General features: G+C 70.8%; 15 protein-coding genes and 1 riboswitch. Of the genes, 11 read left to right on the top strand and 4 right to left on the bottom strand.

Translation table 11 applies throughout. The annotated features are described in order from the left end of the window. Positions 1 to 7 precede the first annotated feature (7 nt). The 4 genes from ACWDX6_RS19245 to gcvT all read right to left on the bottom strand — a co-directional run bounded on the left by ACWDX6_RS19245 (position 8) and on the right by gcvT (position 4,447). Entirely contained in the window at positions 8 to 1,378 is a 1,371-nt protein-coding gene (locus ACWDX6_RS19245; protein WP_451486090.1) for an L-serine ammonia-lyase, read from the bottom strand. 159 nt (positions 1,379 to 1,537) lie between these two features. Continuing rightward, a complete protein-coding gene (gene glyA / locus ACWDX6_RS19240) occupies positions 1,538 to 2,806 on the bottom strand; it encodes a serine hydroxymethyltransferase (RefSeq protein WP_451486089.1) in 1,269 nt (422 codons plus the stop codon). 20 nt (positions 2,807 to 2,826) lie between these two features. After that, on the bottom strand, positions 2,827 to 3,207 hold the full coding sequence (gene gcvH / locus ACWDX6_RS19235; protein ID WP_356891120.1) for a glycine cleavage system protein GcvH: 381 nt from the start codon (positions 3,205 to 3,207) through the stop codon (positions 2,827 to 2,829). Between the two features lie 100 nt (positions 3,208 to 3,307). Then, positions 3,308 to 4,447: a glycine cleavage system aminomethyltransferase GcvT gene (gene gcvT / locus ACWDX6_RS19230; RefSeq protein ID WP_451486088.1), complete on the bottom strand. Its 1,140-nt coding sequence runs from the start codon at positions 4,445 to 4,447 to the stop codon at positions 3,308 to 3,310. 150 nt (positions 4,448 to 4,597) lie between these two features. Beyond that, positions 4,598 to 4,709, bottom strand: a riboswitch (glycine riboswitch). Between the two features lie 139 nt (positions 4,710 to 4,848). Here gcvT and ACWDX6_RS19225 point away from each other — a divergent pair. The 11 genes from ACWDX6_RS19225 (at position 4,849) to ACWDX6_RS19175 (ending at position 17,017) form a co-directional block, all read left to right on the top strand. Then, positions 4,849 to 5,514 carry an AAA family ATPase gene (locus ACWDX6_RS19225; RefSeq protein ID WP_451486087.1) on the top strand — a complete coding sequence of 222 codons (666 nt, stop codon included), beginning with the start codon at positions 4,849 to 4,851 and terminating at the stop codon, positions 5,512 to 5,514. 129 nt (positions 5,515 to 5,643) lie between these two features. Then, entirely contained in the window at positions 5,644 to 6,384 is a 741-nt protein-coding gene (locus ACWDX6_RS19220) for an enhanced serine sensitivity protein SseB (RefSeq protein ID WP_451486086.1), read from the top strand. 66 nt (positions 6,385 to 6,450) lie between these two features. Next, positions 6,451 to 7,239 (top strand): enhanced serine sensitivity protein SseB C-terminal domain-containing protein, encoded by a 789-nt coding sequence (locus ACWDX6_RS19215; protein WP_451486085.1) that lies wholly within the window; start codon positions 6,451 to 6,453, stop codon positions 7,237 to 7,239. Positions 7,240 to 7,551: 312 nt separating this feature from the next. Next, positions 7,552 to 8,553, top strand: a complete 1,002-nt coding sequence (locus ACWDX6_RS19210) for an ABC transporter permease (RefSeq protein ID WP_451486084.1) — start codon at positions 7,552 to 7,554, stop codon at positions 8,551 to 8,553. Positions 8,554 to 8,658: 105 nt separating this feature from the next. Next, positions 8,659 to 10,422 carry an ABC transporter substrate-binding protein gene (locus ACWDX6_RS19205; RefSeq protein WP_451486083.1) on the top strand — a complete coding sequence of 588 codons (1,764 nt, stop codon included), beginning with the start codon at positions 8,659 to 8,661 and terminating at the stop codon, positions 10,420 to 10,422. 134 nt (positions 10,423 to 10,556) lie between these two features. Beyond that, positions 10,557 to 11,555: an ABC transporter permease gene (locus ACWDX6_RS19200; RefSeq protein ID WP_451486082.1), complete on the top strand. Its 999-nt coding sequence runs from the start codon at positions 10,557 to 10,559 to the stop codon at positions 11,553 to 11,555. Next, positions 11,552 to 12,673 (top strand): ABC transporter ATP-binding protein, encoded by a 1,122-nt coding sequence (locus tag ACWDX6_RS19195; RefSeq protein WP_451486081.1) that lies wholly within the window; start codon positions 11,552 to 11,554, stop codon positions 12,671 to 12,673. The genes ACWDX6_RS19200 and ACWDX6_RS19195 overlap by 4 nt, the downstream gene beginning before the upstream one ends. Further along, positions 12,670 to 13,806, top strand: coding sequence for an ABC transporter ATP-binding protein (locus ACWDX6_RS19190; protein WP_451486080.1), 1,137 nt, complete (start codon positions 12,670 to 12,672; stop codon positions 13,804 to 13,806). The genes ACWDX6_RS19195 and ACWDX6_RS19190 overlap by 4 nt, the downstream gene beginning before the upstream one ends. 259 nt (positions 13,807 to 14,065) lie before the next feature. Beyond that, the gene (locus ACWDX6_RS19185; protein ID WP_403294680.1) at positions 14,066 to 14,743 is read left to right on the top strand and encodes a trimeric intracellular cation channel family protein; all 678 of its coding nucleotides are present in this window, start codon (positions 14,066 to 14,068) and stop codon (positions 14,741 to 14,743) included. A 23-nt stretch (positions 14,744 to 14,766) separates the two neighbouring features. Further along, positions 14,767 to 15,663 (top strand): thioesterase family protein, encoded by an 897-nt coding sequence (locus ACWDX6_RS19180; protein ID WP_451486079.1) that lies wholly within the window; start codon positions 14,767 to 14,769, stop codon positions 15,661 to 15,663. A 190-nt stretch (positions 15,664 to 15,853) separates the two neighbouring features. Then, the gene (locus ACWDX6_RS19175) at positions 15,854 to 17,017 is read left to right on the top strand and encodes a cysteine desulfurase family protein (protein ID WP_451486078.1); all 1,164 of its coding nucleotides are present in this window, start codon (positions 15,854 to 15,856) and stop codon (positions 17,015 to 17,017) included. Positions 17,018 to 17,027: the final 10 nt, after the last annotated feature.

The following is a 17,027-nucleotide window of genomic DNA, read 5'->3' as shown; positions in this document are numbered from 1 at the left end:
CTCCCGCTCAGCACTCGATGATGTTCACCGCGAGACCGCCGCGCGCGGTCTCCTTGTACTTGACCGACATGTCCGCGCCGGTCTCCTTCATCGTCTTGATGACCTTGTCGAGGGAGACCAGGTGGCTGCCGTCGCCCCGCATCGCCATCTTCGCCGCCGTGACCGCCTTGACCGCCGCCATGCCGTTGCGCTCGATGCACGGGATCTGCACCAGGCCGCCGACCGGGTCGCAGGTCAGGCCCAGGTTGTGCTCCATGCCGATCTCGGCGGCGTTCTCCACCTGCTCCGGGGTGCCGCCCAGGACCTCGGCGAGGGCGCCGGCCGCCATCGAGCAGGCCGAGCCGACCTCGCCCTGGCAGCCGACCTCGGCGCCCGAGATCGAGGCGTTCTCCTTGAAGAGCATGCCGATCGCGCCGGCCGCCAGCAGGAAGCGGACCACGCCGTCTTCGTCCGCGCCGGGCACGAAGTTCATGTAGTAGTGCAGGACCGCCGGGATGATGCCGGCCGCGCCGTTCGTCGGGGCGGTGACCACGCGGCCGCCCGCGGCGTTCTCCTCGTTCACGGCCATCGCGTAGAGGGTGATCCACTCCATCGCGAGCGCCGCCGGGTCGCCCTCGGAGCGCAGCTTGCGGGCCGTGTTCGCGGCGCGGCGGCGGACCTTCAGACCGCCGGGCAGGATGCCCTCGCGGGACATGCCGCGCGCGACGCACGCCTGCATCACCCGCCAGATCTCCAGGAGGCCCTCGCGGATCTCCTCCTCGGTGCGCCAGGCCTTCTCGTTCTCCATCATCATCGCCGAGATGGACAGGCCCGTGTCCTTCGCCAGGCGCAGCAGCTCGTCACCCGTACGGAACGGGTACTTCAGGACCGTGTCGTCCGGGACGATCGGGTTCTCGCCCTGGACGGCGTCCTCGTCGACGACGAAGCCGCCGCCGACCGAGTAGTACGTCTTCTCCAGGACCAGGGCGCCCTCGGCGTCGTACGCGAAGATCGTCATGCCGTTGGCGTGGTACGGCAGCGCCTTGCGGCGGTGCAGGATCAGGTCCTCGTCGAAGTCGAAGGGGATCTCATGGGCCCCCACCAGGTTGATCCGGCCGCTCGACTTGATCCGCTCGAACTCCTCGTCCGCCTTCTCGACGTCGACCGTGCGCGGAGAGTTGCCCTCCAGACCGAGCAGGACGGCCTTCGGGGTGCCGTGGCCGTGGCCGGTGGCGCCGAGGGAGCCGTACAGCTCCGCCCGTATCGAGGCGGTGTGGGCGAGCAGGCCCTCGTTCTTCAGCCGGCGGGCGAACATCCGCGCCGCACGCATCGGCCCCACCGTGTGGGAGCTGGACGGGCCGATGCCGATCGAGAACAGGTCGAAGACCGAGATGGCCACGGGGAACTCCTTGTGGGGGTTGGTAGACGCCGTTGTCTGCCGGGGTGGTGCAGAACGCAGCGGAGCGGGGAACGGGCTGGGGCACCGCGCTCACATTCCATTGTGCGCGGTGCCCCGGAGCTGTCGTACGAACGAAACCTGGAACTGAAGCGTACGAAATTACTTCAGGCCGGGGTACAGCGGGTGCTTCTCCGCGAGTGCGGACACCCGGGACTTCAGCGCCTCGGCCTTGTCGGCGTCGAAGCCCGGCTTGAGGGCCTCGGCGATGACGTCGGCGACCTCGGTGAAGTCGTCGGCGCCGAACCCGCGGGTCGCGAGCGCCGGGGTGCCGATCCGCAGGCCGGAGGTGACCATCGGCGGGCGCGGGTCGTTCGGGATGGCGTTGCGGTTGACGGTGATGCCGACCTCGTGGAGACGGTCCTCCGCCTGCTGCCCGTCGAGCTCGCTGTCGCGCAGGTCCACCAGGACCAGGTGGACGTCGGTGCCGCCGGAGAGGATGGCGACGCCGTGCTCGGTGACATCGGCCTGGACCAGGCGCTCGGCGAGGATGCGGGCACCCTCGACCGTGCGCTGCTGGCGCTCCTTGAACTCCTCCGAGGCCGCGACCTTGAAGGAGACCGCCTTGGCCGCGATCACGTGCTCCAGCGGCCCGCCCTGGAAGCCGGGGAAGACCGAGGAGTTCAGCTTCTTCGCGAATTCCTTCTTGGCCAGGATGATGCCGCCGCGCGGGCCGCCGAGCGTCTTGTGCGTGGTGGAGGTCACCACGTCCGCGTACTCGACCGGGTTGGGGTGCAGCCCGGCCGCGACCAGCCCGGCGAAGTGGGCCATGTCGACCCACAGGTAGGCGCCGGTCTCGTCCGCGATACGGCGGAAGGCGGCGAAGTCCAGCTGGCGCGGGTAGGCGGACCAGCCCGCGATGATCACCTTGGGGCGGTGCTCCTTGGCGAGGCGCTCGACCTCGGCCATGTCGACCAGACCGGCGGCGTCGACGTGGTAGGCGACCACGTTGAACTGCTTGCCGGAGAAGTTCAGGCGCATGCCGTGGGTGAGGTGGCCGCCGTGGGCCAGGTCCAGACCGAGGATGGTGTCGCCGGGCTGGGCCAGGGCGAACAGCGCGGCCTGGTTGGCGGAGGCGCCGGAGTGGGGCTGGACGTTGGCGTACTCGGCGCCGAAGAGGTCCTTGACCCGGTCGATCGCGATCTGCTCGGCGACGTCCACGTGCTCGCAGCCGCCGTAGTAGCGGCGGCCGGGGTAGCCCTCGGCGTACTTGTTGGTGAGAACGGAGCCCTGGGCCTCCATGACCGCGACCGGAGCGAAGTTCTCCGAGGCGATCATCTCGAGGGTGGACTGCTGGCGGTGGAGCTCGGCGTCGACAGCGGCGGCGACGTCGGGGTCCAGCTCGTGAAGAGGGGTGTTCAGCACAGACATGAATCGATCCCTAAGGGGTCTCAGTTCCCGGCGGAGAACTCGGCGTACTCGTCGGCGGAGAGCAGGTCGTCCGGCTCGCCCGTGACGCGTACCTTGAACAGCCAGCCACCCTCGAACGGAGCGGTGTTCACCAGGGAGGGGTCGTCCACGACGTCCTGGTTGGCCGCCACGACCTCGCCGGTGACGGGGGAGTACAGGTCGCTGACGGACTTCGTCGACTCCAGCTCGCCGCAGGTCTCGCCCGCGGTGACCGTGTCGCCGACCTCGGGGAGCTGGGCGTAGACGACGTCACCGAGCGCGTTGGCCGCGAACTCCGTGATGCCGACCGTCGCGACGCCGTCCTCGGCGTCCGACAGCCACTCGTGCTCCTTGGTGTAGCGCAGCTGCTGGGGGTTGCTCATGACCTGATTCTCCTGGATCGGGGGAGTGCTGATGAACGTGGGTCTTGCGGGATGAGACGGGAGGTGAGACGGGCGGTGGGACGGGTCCCGCCGGGAAACGTCACTTCCGGCGCTTGTAGAACGGCAGCGCCACGACCTCGTACGGCTCATGGGTGCCGCGGATGTCCACACCTACACCCGGCGTGCCCGGCTCGGCGTGCGCCGCGTCCACGTACGCCATGGCGATCGGCTTTCCGAGGGTCGGGGAGGGGGCGCCGGAGGTGACCTCGCCGACGACCTCGCCGTGCGCGACGACCGGCATCCCGGCGCGCGGGACCCGGCGGCCCTCGGCGACCAGGCCGACGAGCTTGCGCGGCGGGGCGGTCTCGGCGCGCTCGGCGGCCTTCTCCAGCGCCTCGCGGCCGACGAAGCGGCCCTCGTTGGTCGTCTTCTCGAACTTGACGACCCGGCCGAGACCGGCGTCGAACGGGGTCAGGGAGGTGGTCAGCTCGTGCCCGTACAGCGGCATGCCCGCCTCCAGGCGGAGCGTGTCACGGCAGGACAGACCGCAGGGGATCAGGCCGACGGGGGCGCCGGCCTCCGTCAGCGCCTTCCACACGCCCTCGGCGTGCTCGGGCTTCACGAACAGCTCGAAGCCGTCCTCGCCGGTGTAGCCGGTACGGGCGATCAGCGCGGGGACCCCGGCGACCGTGCCGGGCAGACCGGCGTAGTACTTCAGCCCGTCCAGGTCGGCGTCGGTCAGCGACTTCAGGATGCCGGGGGACTCGGGGCCCTGGACGGCGATCAGCGCGTAGGCGTCGCGGTCGTCGCGCACCTCGGCGTCGAAGCCGGCCGCCCGCTCGGTGAGCGCGTCCAGGACGATCTGGGCGTTGGAGGCGTTGGCGACGACCAGATATTCGGCCGGTGCGGCCTCGCGCTCCTGGAGCCGGTACACGATCAGGTCGTCCAGGATGCCGCCGTCCTCCTGGCAGATCATCGTGTAGCGGGCCCGGCCCACCCCCACCGTGGAGATGTTGCCGACCAGCGCGAAGTCGAGCAGCTCGGCGGCCTGCGGCCCGGTGACGGCGATCTCCCCCATGTGGGAGAGGTCGAAGAGGCCCGCCTTGGTGCGGACGGCGTTGTGCTCGTCGCGCTCGCTGCCGTAACGCAGCGGCATGTCCCAGCCCGCGAAGTCGGTCATGGTCGCGCCCAGGGAGCGATGCAGGGCATCGAGGGCGGTCAGGCGGGGGGCAGTGCTCATGGGTGTGGCTCCCGGATCCCAGGGCGAAAAAAATCATGACGGACGAGGACGATCCTCCCCATCTGTCATGGAACCTGAGAGGTTCACCGAGAGCATCCTCGGCTTGCACCTTGGGTGGGGCGCGACAACGCGCCCGCTTTTCAGATCTGCCTCATCCGCGCGGTACGGGGCCTGAGAGATTCAAGGGAGGGTCTTGCTCCTTCGGCGCCCGGACTGCTACAGCACTGCTACAGCCTGTCCGGGACTCTCCCGCGCGGATTCGAGCGGCCGGTATGTGGTTGTGTGCGCTTGGCGCGCACATCATTGCACGCGGGTCCTGATCGGCAAATCGCTTGTGCCTCATTACCGTCTCTTTACACTTCTTGGGGAAGGGTCTTCAGGACCCGACAGGGGGAGAAGCGATGACGTTCCAGCGAACCGGCGCCTACGCGGCCACCGGCATACCGGCCCAGCGCGCCCGGGCCAGGACCCGGCGCCGCGCCGCCGCGCGCCTGCTCCGCGACCTGCGCGACCGGGACGGGCGCGGCCCGAGCGTGCTCGCCTTCGCCGCCGGCGACCTGGTGGTCGTCTCCGGGCTGCCCGGCAGCGGCAAGTCGACGCTGCTGCGCCAGGCCGCCGACGGACGCGGCATCGACTCGCAGGACGCCCGCGAGCGCTGGGAGGCGCGGATGCCCCGCTTCCTGCCGTACGCCGTCTACCGCCCGCTGGTGCGCGTCTCGCACTACGCCGGGCTGCGCCGCGCCCTGCGCGCCGGCCGGAGCGTGATAGTCCACGACTGCGGCACCCAGTCCTGGGTGCGCAACTGGCTCGCCCGCGAAGCCCGCCGCCGCGGCCGCTCCCTGCATCTGGTCCTGCTCGACGTCACCCCCGCCGCCGCCCGCGAGGGCCAGCGGGAGCGGGGCCGCGGGGTGTCCGGGTACGCCTTCGCCCGGCACCGCCGGGCGGTCGGCCGGCTGCTGCGCTCCGTCGAGGCGGGCCGGCTGCCCCGCGGCTGCGCCTCGGCGACCCTGCTCGACCGGGACGCGGCGGCCGCGCTACGGAAGATCGCCTTCCGGGACGCGCACTGACCGGCGGGGGAGCGGCGGCGTCCCGGACCGGCGCGCTCCGTACGCTTGTGGCCACGACGGCGCCGGGGCGGCGTTAGGGTTCTGCCCCGAGGGCGCGCGACCGGACGCGTGAGAAGGGGAACCGAGACCGTGGACGTTACGTGGCCGGGCAATGAGCTCGAAGAGGTACTGGCCGCCTCGCTCGGCAACCCCGCCGCGGGCGGCCGGCTCGTCGAGGTCCTCGGCCGCAGCCCCGTCTGGGTGCCGCTGCCCAACGGCGGCAGCCCCGAGAGCAGCGACCTGGACCTGCCCACGATGGAGATCGACGGCATCCCGTACGTCCCCGTCTTCAGCTCCGAGCAGCAGTTCCTCGCCTGCGTCGGCAGCCACATGTCGTTCACCGTCGCGCCCGCCCGCGAGTTCGCCCGCGGCCTGCCGCCGCAGCTCGGCATCGCCGTGAACCCCGGCGGCACCGTCGGCGCCCCGCTGCCCCCGCCCGCCGTCGCCGAACTCTGCCGGGCCGGACGCACCCCGCTGGACGGCCCCGCGAGCGGCGGCCGGGTCCGGCTCTTCGAACCCGACTGGCAGGACGACCCCGTCGACTTCCTCTCCGCCGCGGCCGCCGAGTTCGAGGCCACGGGCGTCGTCCTCACCGCCCGCCGCGCCCTCGCCAGCGTCGAGGGCACCGAACCCGCCCTCTTCGTCGGCGTCCAGCTCGCCGGCTGGGACGGCGTCGACCGCAACGCCCCGCTCGACGCGCTCGGCCGCGCGCTGGGCCGGGTCGAGGTCGCCTGGCCGGTCAATCTCATCCTCCTGGACGTTGCGCGGGACCCCGTGGCCGACTGGATGCTGGACCGGGTGCGCCCCTTCTACCAGCGGACCGACGGCTGAGCGGGGCAGCACGGCATTGAGCGTCATTAAGCTGGACCGGTGGACGGAAGAGGGGCGGGACACAGGGTGAGCGCGTCAGGCACCGCTGCGGCCGGACAGGTCGAGCACATGCTGCGCCAGGTGGCACCCGGACGCTACGAAGCGTACGAGCGACTGCTGCACGCCCTCGCGGACGGCGACGTCTGGATGCTGCTCTGGCACGGCCAGGCCGGCGCGCCCGACGCCCAGTACGGCAACATCGAGATCGACGGACTCGGCTACGCCCCCTGCGTCACCTCCGCCCGGGAACTGGCCGCCTCCGGCTGGAACCGCGCCCACGAGGTGGTCACCGGCCGCGACATCGCCCGCGCCCTCTACCCCGACCGCTGGGGCATCTGGCTCAACCCGCACGACTCCGGCGGCGGCGTCGGCATCCCCTGGGCCGACCTGCGCCGGATCGCCACGGGCCTCGACCGGATGCCCGCCGGGCCGCTGCGGCTGACCGAACCCGCCCTGGAAATCCCCCAGTTCTACGCCCTGCTGACCCAGAACGCCCACCGCACCCCCTCCGTGAGGGCGCTGCGCCGCGCCTGGGTTCAGCCCGCGCTGGGCTCCCCGTACCTCGCCATCGGACTCGACCTCTACGACACCTCCCCGGCCTCGGTCGACGCCGTGCGGGCGATGATGGGCCGGTCGATCGCCGCCGTCCCCGACGGGCTTCCCGTCTCGACGGTCGCGATGTCCGACGACTACGACCCGGTGGCAATGTGGCTGCGCGCCAACGCCCGCCCCTTCTACGACCGGGACGCCCACGCCGCCCCCGCCCCGCAGGGCCCGGGCCGCGGATACCCGTCGGCCGCGCCCCGTACGTACTGATTCGCGCGGTTCCGTCTCCCCAATTCCGGCCCCCGACGGCGCAGTTGAGCGACATGTCCGTTCTGCTGGATTAGAGGGTGAGATGGTCCGCTCACGCGATCACGACGTCCGGATAACGGAAGGCAACGCACCGCATCACGTTTGAGCAAACATTCCCGGCTGGGTCTGGCGGGTGATCGCGGACCCATTGAAGACTCCCCGGAACACCGGGCGTTCGGCCGTCATGGCCGGTGCCCCGCAGTTGTTCCACCAAGCCGCTACCCGCGGCGGGCAAGGGCCGGCTACCGGCGGCCGAGAGGGGTCCTCACCACGATGACGGCACCACTGCACGAGACGAGTGCGGCCGAGTCGACCGCGGCCGTCGACGCCGTGCCCGAAGGTCCCGCCGACGTGATCCAGGGCCGTTCGCCCTGGCAGATCGCCTGGACGCGCCTCAAGCGCGACAAACTGGCCCTCGCGGGCGGCGCCGTCGTGATCTTCCTGGTCCTGGTCGCGGTCTTCGCGCCGGTGATCGTGGGCCTCCTCGGCCACCCGCCGGACGAGTTCCACGAGGACCAGATCGACCCGCTCTTCGGCACCCCGATCGGCCCCTGGGGCGGTATCAGCTCCGACTTCCTCCTCGGAGTCGAGCCGGTCAACGGCCGCGACGTCTTCAGCCGGGTCGTCTACGGCGCCCGGATCTCGCTCCTCGTCGCCGTCCTCGCGGCGCTCTTCGCGGTCGTCCTCGGCACCGTCCTCGGTATCGTCGCCGGCTTCTTCGGCGGCTGGGTCGACGCGGCGCTCAGCCGGGTCATGGACGTCATGCTCGCCTTCCCGCAGCTGCTCTTCACCATCGCCCTGGTCTCCGTACTGCCCAACGAGATCCTCGGAGTCTCCGGGTCCGGCGTACGCATCGGCGCCCTGGTGGTCGTCATCGGCTTCTTCGGCTGGCCCTACGTGGGCCGGATCGTCCGCGGCCAGACCCTCTCGCTGCGCGAGCGCGAGTACGTCGAGGCCGCCCGCAGCCTGGGCGCCGGCCGCCTCTACATCCTGCGCCGGGAGCTGCTGCCCAACCTGGTCGCGCCGATCATGGTCTACGCGACCCTCATGATCCCCACCAACATCCTCACCGAGGCGGCGCTCAGCTTCCTGGGAGCGGGTGTGAAGCCTCCCACCGCTTCCTGGGGCCAGATGCTGTCGACGGCCATCACCACCTATGAATCGGACCCCCTGTTCATGGTGATCCCCGGCCTGGCGATCTTCATCACCGTTCTGGCGTTCAACCTCTTCGGCGACGGCGTGCGTGACGCGCTCGACCCGAAGGCCGCTCGCTGAGCGGCTGCCAGCCCGCACAGACCCGCCCCTGCCGCTGGTGACAGGAGGCAATCAACACCGGCGGACCGCCCCGACGGCCGCCACTATTCCGGAGGTTGCGAGACCATGAACCTGAACAGCTCTTCACGGCGCAGAATCGCCGCGGGCGCACTGCTCGCCGCGGCCACCATGGTCGTCACCACGGCGTGCGGCGGCGGAAACGGCGGCGGCGACGGCAAGTCCGGCGCGGCCGGCTTCAACGCCGCCGTGAACAAGATCGCCAACCCTTCCGACAAGAAGGGCGGTGAGCTGAAGTTCATCGGCTCGCAGGAGGCCGACTCCTGGGACCCGCAGCGCGGTTACTACGGCTTCGTGTGGGACTTCGCCCGCTACTACACCCGCCAGCTCGTCACCTTCAAGGCGGCCCCCGGCGCGGCCTCCACCGAGCTGGTCTCCGACCTCGCCACCGACACCGGCAAGGTCTCGCCCGACGGTCTCACCTACACCTTCACGTTGAAGGACGGGGTGAACTGGGAGGACGGCAAGCCGATCACCTCCAAGGACATCAAGTACGGCATCGAGCGCATCTGGGCCCAGGACGTCATCTCCGGCGGCCCGATCTACCTCCAGCAGGTGCTCGACCCCAAGGGCGAGTACAAGGGCCCGTACAAGGACACCTCCCCGGACAAGCTCGGCCTGAAGGCGATCGAGACCCCGGACGACAAGACCATCGTCTTCAAGCTGCCGGTCCCCAACGGTGACTTCCTGCAGATGCTGGCCATGCCCGCCGCCTCGCCGGTCCGCCAGGACAAGGACACCAAGGCGCAGTACGGCCTGAAGCCGTTCTCCTCCGGCCCGTACAAGTGGCAGTCGTACACGCCCAACAAGTCGATCATGCTGGTCCGCAACGACAAGTGGGACCCGAAGTCGGACACCGTCCGCAAGGCGCTTCCCGACAAGATCAGCGTCAAGTTCACCACCAACGCCGACGACATGGACAACCGTCTGATCGAGGGCGAGTACGACCTCGACCTCAACGCCACCGGTGTCGGCGCGTCGGCCCGCGGCAAGGTCCTCCAGCAGCACAAGGCGAACGCGGACAACCCGCAGACCGGCTTCATCCGCTACGCGGTCTTCCCCCAGACGGTCGTTCCCAACATCGAGTGCCGCAAGGCCATGATCTACGCGGCCGACTCCAAGTCCCTCCAGACCGCCCGTGGCGGCCCGCAGGCCGGTGGCGACATCGCCACCAACATGCTGCCGCCGGCGATCAAGGGTGCCGACCCGAAGGCCGACCCGTACGGCAAGCTCTCCGGCAAGCCGGACATCGCCAAGGCGAAGGAGGCGCTGAAGAAGTGCGGCAAGCCGAACGGCTTCAAGACCACCATCGCCGTCCGTAACAACAAGAAGATCGAGATCGCGACCGCCGAGTCCCTCCAGCAGTCGCTGAAGGCCGTCGGCATCGACGCCCAGATCGACCAGTTCGACGGCGCCCAGACCTCCGGCATCATCGGTTCGCCGAAGGTGGTCAAGGAGAAGGGCTACGGCATCATCATCATGGGCTGGGGCGCCGACTTCCCCAGCGGCCAGGGCTTCCTCCAGCCGCTGGTCGACGGCCGCTTCATCCTGCAGAGCGGTAACAACAACTTCTCCGAGCTGAACGACCCCGCCGTCAACAAGCTCTTCGACGAGGCGCTGAAGGAGACCGACCCGGTCAAGGCCGGCGAGCTCTACAAGCAGATCAACACGAAGGTCTCCGAGGCCGCGGTCTACCTGCCCTTCACCCACGAGAAGAACATCATCTGGCGCTCGTCGCGACTGACCAACGTCTACACGGCCGACGCCTACAACGGCCGCTACGACTACGCGTCGCTCGGCGTCGTCAAGTAGGTCGAGTCCGTCGAGTGTCCACCAACTCGCTCCACCGGCGCACCACCCGCCGCTAGGTCCGAAGGGCAGGTGATGGCCGCTCACGGTGGCCGGGGACCCCGATCGGGATCCCCGGCCACCGGTCGGCCGACCGCATGCTTGCATATATCGTCCGACGGCTGTTCGCCGTCGTAGTGATGCTGATGGTCGTCACCCTGGTGACGCTCAGCATCTTCTTCCTGATCCCCAAGATGACCGGCAGCGACCCTGCCGCGATGTTCGTCGGCAAGCAGGCGGACCCTGCCTCGATCGAAGGCATCCGGCAGAAGCTGGGTCTGGACGAGCCGATCCTCGTCCAGTTCTGGCACTTCGTCTCCGGAATCTTCGTCGGCCGCGACTACACCGGCGGCGGCAGCACGATCCACTGCGCGGCACCCTGCTTCGGCTACTCGTTCCGCACCGAGCAGGACGTCTCGACGATGCTGGTGGACGCCTTCCCCGTCACCCTGTCCATGGTCATCGGCGCCGCGATCCTGTGGCTGCTCATGGGCGTGTCGACCGGTGTGGTCTCCGCCCTCAAGCGGGGCACAATCGTCGACCGCGTCGCCATGATCACCGCGCTCGCCGGCGTCTCGCTCCCCATCTTCTTCACCGCCATGCTGGCGATGCTGATCTTCCGCACCCAACTGGGCTGGCTCAACGCCTCGTACGTGCCGATCGGCGAGTCCTTCGGCGGCTGGTTCGGCGGCCTGCTGCTGCCCTGGATCACGCTCGCCTTCCTCTACGCGGCGATGTACGCGCGGCTCACCCGGGCCACGATGCTCGAAGTGCTCGGCGAGGACTACATCCGTACGGCACGGGCCAAGGGTCTGCCGGAGCCGGTCGTGCTCGGCAAGCACGCCATGCGTTCCACCATGACCCCCATCCTGACCATCTTCGGCATGGACCTCGGCGCCCTCGTCGGCGGCGCGATCCTGACCGAGACCGCGTTCAACCTGCAAGGCCTCGGCTGGATGGCCATCAAGGGAGTGAGCGAGCGCGACCTGCCGCTGATCATGGCGGTCACGCTCATCACCGCCGCCTGTGTCGTCCTCGCCAACCTCGTGGTGGACCTTCTGTACGCGGTGATCGACCCCCGAGTGAGGCTCGCATGACGGACAAGCTTCTGAAGACCGGAGCCGCTGTGGGGGAGCCGGTCGCGTCCGGGGGGTCCGCGCCGTCCGACGCCTTCCTCGACGTACGCGACCTGAAGATCCACTTCCCGACCGACGACGGCGTGGTCAAGTCGGTCGACGGCCTCACCTTCCAGCTGGAGAAGGGCAAGACCCTCGGCATCGTGGGCGAGTCCGGCTCCGGCAAGTCGGTGACCTCGCTCGGCATCATGGGCCTGCACACCGTCGGCCAGTACGGCCGGCAGAAGGCGCGGATCTCCGGCGAGATCTGGCTCAACGGCCAGGAGTTGCTGTCCGCGGACGCCGAGACCGTCCGCAAGCTGCGCGGCCGCGACATGGCGATGATCTTCCAGGACCCGCTGTCCGCGATGCACCCGTACTACACGGTCGGCGCCCAGATCGTGGAGGCCTACCGCGTCCACAACGACGTCGACAAGAAGACCGCCCGCAGGCGGGCCGTCGAACTCCTCGACCGGGTGGGCATCCCCGAGCCGGCCAAGCGGGTCGACAGCTACCCGCACGAGTTCTCCGGCGGTATGCGCCAGCGCGCCATGATCGCGATGGCGCTGGTCAACAACCCCGAACTGCTCATCGCCGACGAGCCGACCACCGCGCTCGACGTCACCGTCCAGGCGCAGATCCTCGACCTGATCCGCGACCTCCAGAAGGAGTTCGGCTCCGCGGTCATCATGATCACGCACGATCTCGGCGTCGTCGCCGAGGTCGCCGACGACATCCTGGTGATGTACGGCGGCCGGTGCGTGGAGCGCGGACCGGCCGAGGCGGTCTTCTACGAGCCGCAGCACCCCTACACCTGGGGCCTGCTCGGCTCGATGCCGCGGATCGACCGGGAGCAGACCGACCGGCTCATCCCGGTCAAGGGCAACCCGCCCAGCCTCATCAACATCCCGAGCGGCTGCGCCTTCAACCCGCGCTGCCCGTACGCGGACGTGCCCAAGGGCGGCATCACGCGCACCGAGCGCCCGGAGCTGCGGCTCGCGACGAGTGACGAGGGCTCCGGCCGTCACCACTCCGCCTGCCACATGTCGCAGGAAGAGCGGACCCGGATCTGGACCGAAGAGATTGCGCCGAAGCTGTGAGCGAGAACAACACGACGGGGACGACCCCCGAGCCCCTGCTCAAGGTCAGCGGCCTGGTGAAGCACTTCCCGATCAAGAAGGGGATGCTGCAGCGCCAGGTCGGGGCGGTCAAGGCGGTCGACGGCATCGACTTCGAGGTGCTGCCGGGCGAGACCCTCGGCGTCGTGGGCGAGTCCGGCTGCGGCAAGTCGACGATGGGCCGGCTCATCACCCGGCTCCTCGAACCGACGGGCGGGACGATCGAGTTCGAGGGCGTGGACGTCTCCCACCTGGGTGTGGCCAAGATGCGTCCGCTGCGCCGCGACATCCAGATGATCTTCCAGGACCCGTACGGCTCGCTGAACCCGAGGCACACGGTCGGTTCGATCGTCTCGGCGCCGTTCAGGCTCCAGGGTGTTGAGCCCGAGGGCGGGGTGCGGAACGAGGTCCAGCGCCTGCTCGGCCTGGTCGGCCTCAACCCCGAGCACTACAACCGCTACCCGCACGAGTTCTCCGGCGGCCAGCGTCAGCGCATCGGCATCGCCCGGGCGCTGGCCCTGAAGCCGAAGCTGGTCGTGGCCGACGAGCCCGTCTCCGCCCTGGACGTCTCCATCCAGGCGCAGGTGGTCAACCTCCTGGACGACCTCCAGGAGGAGCTGGGTCTCACCTACGTGATCATCGCCCACGACCTGTCGGTCATCCGGCACGTCTCGGACCGGATCGCGGTGATGTACCTCGGCAAGATCGTGGAGCTCGCGGACCGCAAGTCCCTGTACGAGTCGCCGATGCACCCGTACACCAAGGCCCTGATGTCCGCGGTCCCGGTGCCGGACCCGCGCCGCCGGGGCGTGAAGAGCGAGCGGATCCTGCTGACCGGTGACGTCCCGTCGCCGATCGCCCCGCCGCCGGGCTGCCGCTTCCACACCCGCTGCTGGAAGGCGACGGCGGTCTGCAAGACCGACGAGCCGCCGCTGCTGGAACTCCGCCCGGGACAGCGCGTGGCCTGCCACCACCCGGAGAACGCCGAGGGCCTGACCGTTCCGGTGGCGCGGGAGTCGGTGGAGGTGACGCTGCCGAAGGCGGGGCTTTCGGCCGACGCGTCCGGCGCGGGCTCCCCGGAGGAGACGGGCGAGACCGGCACGTCCAAGGTGTGACGGCGCGAAGCCGCCGGAGGGGGCGCAGGGGGCGTAGCCCCCGGCTCGTCCCGTCAGGGTTTCGGGAAGGGGCGGGGCGGGGGAGATCCCCACCCCGCCCCTTCCGTGCCCCACCCCGCCAGGGCCCCGCCCCCGACCCACCGGGCGCCCACCCCCGGCAGGGCCCCGCACCCGACCGACACGGCGCCCACCCCCGGCAGGGCCCCGCTCAGCCCCGCCTGGGAAGGGCCGGCGCGCCCCACCCGTCACAATGGGCGCCGTGGTCCACGATCTGTTCACCCCCACCGTCCAGCACGCGCTCGACCTGGTCGGCATCTTCGTCTTCGCCATCTCCGGCGCCCTGCTCGCCGTCCGCAAGAACTTCGACGTCTTCGGCATAGCCGTCCTCGCCGAGGTGACCGCGCTCGGCGGCGGCCTCCTGCGCGACCTGATCATCGGCGCCGTACCCCCCGCCGCCTTCACCGATCTCGGCTACTTCCTCATGCCGCTCGTCGCCACCGTGCTGGTCTTCTTCCTCCACCCCCAGGTGGAGCGCACCCAGACCGCCGTGAACGTCTTCGACGCCGCCGGCCTCGGCCTCTTCTGCGTCACCGGAACCACCAAGGCGTACGAATACGGGCTCGGCCTGACCTCCTCCGCCGCCCTGGGCCTCGCCACCGCCGTCGGGGGCGGTGTCCTGCGCGACGTCCTCGCCAACGAGGTGCCCTCCCTGCTCCGCTGGGACCGCGACCTCTATGCCGTGCCCGCCATGGTCGGCGCCACGATGGTCGTCCTCTGCATCCGTTTCGACACGCTCAACGCCTTCACCAGCGGCGCGGCCGTCCTCACGGCCTTCGCGCTGCGCCTGCTCGCCATGCGCTACCACTGGCGCGCCCCACGGGCCTGGAACCGGCGCTCCTCCGCTCGCGAGGAGCCCGAAAAAGCTACCGCTCAGTAGTTACCTGCTGTACCGTCGGGCGCATGAGCATGAGCACCGAGACGGCCGCGTCGACGGCCACGGCGAAGAGCCCGGCGACCGCCGCGTCGCCGAGCCCGGCGACGAGTGAGTTCGACCGCGACACCGCCGTCACCCTCCGCGCCCCGGGCGTCTACGACGCAGATCTCTCCGCCGGCTGGACGATCATCCACGCCGTCAACGGCGGCTATCTCCTCGCCCTCCTCGGCCGCGCCCTCGGCGACCACCTCCCGCACCCGGACCCGTTCACGATCTCGGCGCACTACCTCACGCCGTCCGTGCCCGGCCCCGCGGTGATCCGCACCGAGACGGTCCGCACCGGACGCACCCTCTCCACCGGCCAGGCGTCCCTCCTCCAGTACGCCGAGGACGGCACCGAGGTGGAGCGCATCCGCGTCCTCGCCTCGTACGGAGACCTCGACGCGCTCCCCGACGACGTGCGCACCTCCGCGCACCCCCCGGCCATCGCGCCCATCGAGAACTGCTTCGGCGCCTCGGACGGCCCCACGCCCCAGATCCCCGGCTCCTCCGCCATCACCGAGCGGCTCGACATCAGGCTCGACCCGGCCACGGTCGGCTGGGCCGTCGGCGCGCCCTCCGGCAAGGGCGAGATGCGCGGCTGGTTCGGCCTCGCCGACGGCCGCGAGCCGGACCCGCTCTCGCTGCTCCTCACCGTCGACGCCCTGCCGCCGACCTCCTTCGAGCTCGGCCTCAAGGGCTGGACCCCGACCGTCGAGCTCACCGCCCACGTCCGCTGCCGCCCGGCCCCCGGCCCGCTGCGCGTCTCCATCACCACCCGCAACCTCGCCGGCGGCTTCCTGGAGGAGGACGCCGAGGTCTGGGACAGCGCGGACCGCCTCGTCGCCCAGTCCCGCCAACTGGCCCGCGCCCCGCGCGGCTGACTCCTCGGCCGACTCCTCGACCGCCCCCTCGGTGACCGGTCGGCAGCGGGAGCCGGTGACATCCGACCCGCTGTCGCCACCCGGCCGGGCCGGCGAACGGACGCCGGGGGGCAGACGGCCGACGAGGCGAGGGCGCGCGATCCGGCCACGGGCCCGAGGCGGGGGAACGGCCTCGTAGAATCAAGAAACCATGGCTTACCTCGACCACGCCGCGACCACGCCCATGCTGCCCGAGGCGATCGAGGCGATGACCGCCCAGCTCGCCGCGACCGGCAACGCCTCCTCCCTGCACGCGGCCGGACGGCGCGCCCGGCGGACCGTCGAGGAAGCGCGCGAGACGCTCGCGGCCGCCCTGGGCGCCCGGCCCAGCGAGGTCGTCTTCACCTCCGGCGGCACCGAGGCCGACAACCTCGCCGTCAAGGGCCTGTACTGGGCCCGGCGGGCCGCCGACCCCCTCCGCACCCGCGTTCTGGCCAGCCCCGTCGAACATCACGCCGTCCTGGACGCCGTCGACTGGCTCGCCACCCACGAGGGCGCCACCGTCGAGTACCTCCCCGTCGACCGGTACGGCCGCGTCCACCCCGCCGCGCTGCGCGAGGCGATCGCCCGCGAGCCCGAGACCGTGGCGCTCGCCACCGTCATGTGGGCGAACAACGAGATCGGCACGGTCATGCCGGTCCGTGAACTCGCGGACGTGGCCAACGAGTTCGACGTTCCCCTGCACGCCGACGCCGTCCAGGCGTTCGGGCAGATCCCGGTCGGCTTCGCCGCCTCCGGCCTCGCCGCCATGACCGTGTCCGGCCACAAGATCGGCGGCCCCTACGGCATCGGCGCGCTGCTCCTGGGCCGCGAGTACAGCCCCGTACCCGTCCTGCACGGGGGCGGGCAGGAGCGGCATGTCCGCTCCGGCACCCTCGACGTACCCGCCGTCGCGGCCTTCGCCGTCGCCGGACGGCTCGCCGCCGAACGGCGCGAGGAGTTCGCCCGCGAGATCGGCGCCCTGCGCGACGACCTGGTCGCCGCCGTCCTCACCGCCGTCCCGGACGCGATCCTCGGCGGGGACCCGGTCGAGCGGCTCCCCGCCAACGCGCACTTCACCTTCCCCGGCTGCGAGGGCGACTCCCTGCTGCTGCTCCTGGACGCCCAGGGCATCGAGTGCTCCACCGGCTCCGCCTGCACCGCCGGCGTCGCCCAGCCGAGCCATGTCCTGCTCGCCACCGGCACCGACCCGGACCTCGCCCGGGGCACCCTGCGCTTCTCCCTCGGCCACACCTCCACCCGGGAGGACGTGGCGGCGGTGGCCGGGGCGATCGGCCCGGCCGTCGAACGGGCACGGACGGCCGGCCTCACGTGACCTCGCCTCA

The sequence above is a fragment of the Streptomyces sp. NPDC003027 genome (assembly GCF_053591435.1).
Note: the sequence above shows the minus strand (reverse complement) of the source record. Positions and strands in the feature narration are given on the sequence as shown.

Coding starts and splice junctions, on each gene's coding strand:
- ACWDX6_RS19200 (WP_451486082.1), top strand. CDS start 10,557: ATGCTTGCATATATCGTCCGACGGCTGTTCGCCGTCGTAGTGATGCTG.
- ACWDX6_RS19205 (WP_451486083.1), top strand. CDS start 8,659: ATGAACCTGAACAGCTCTTCACGGCGCAGAATCGCCGCGGGCGCACTG.
- glyA (WP_451486089.1), bottom strand. CDS start 2,806: ATGTCTGTGCTGAACACCCCTCTTCACGAGCTGGACCCCGACGTCGCC.
- ACWDX6_RS19210 (WP_451486084.1), top strand. CDS start 7,552: ATGACGGCACCACTGCACGAGACGAGTGCGGCCGAGTCGACCGCGGCC.
- ACWDX6_RS19225 (WP_451486087.1), top strand. CDS start 4,849: ATGACGTTCCAGCGAACCGGCGCCTACGCGGCCACCGGCATACCGGCC.
- ACWDX6_RS19175 (WP_451486078.1), top strand. CDS start 15,854: ATGGCTTACCTCGACCACGCCGCGACCACGCCCATGCTGCCCGAGGCG.
- gcvT (WP_451486088.1), bottom strand. CDS start 4,447: ATGAGCACTGCCCCCCGCCTGACCGCCCTCGATGCCCTGCATCGCTCC.
- gcvH (WP_356891120.1), bottom strand. CDS start 3,207: ATGAGCAACCCCCAGCAGCTGCGCTACACCAAGGAGCACGAGTGGCTG.
- ACWDX6_RS19195 (WP_451486081.1), top strand. CDS start 11,552: ATGACGGACAAGCTTCTGAAGACCGGAGCCGCTGTGGGGGAGCCGGTC.
- ACWDX6_RS19180 (WP_451486079.1), top strand. CDS start 14,767: ATGAGCATGAGCACCGAGACGGCCGCGTCGACGGCCACGGCGAAGAGC.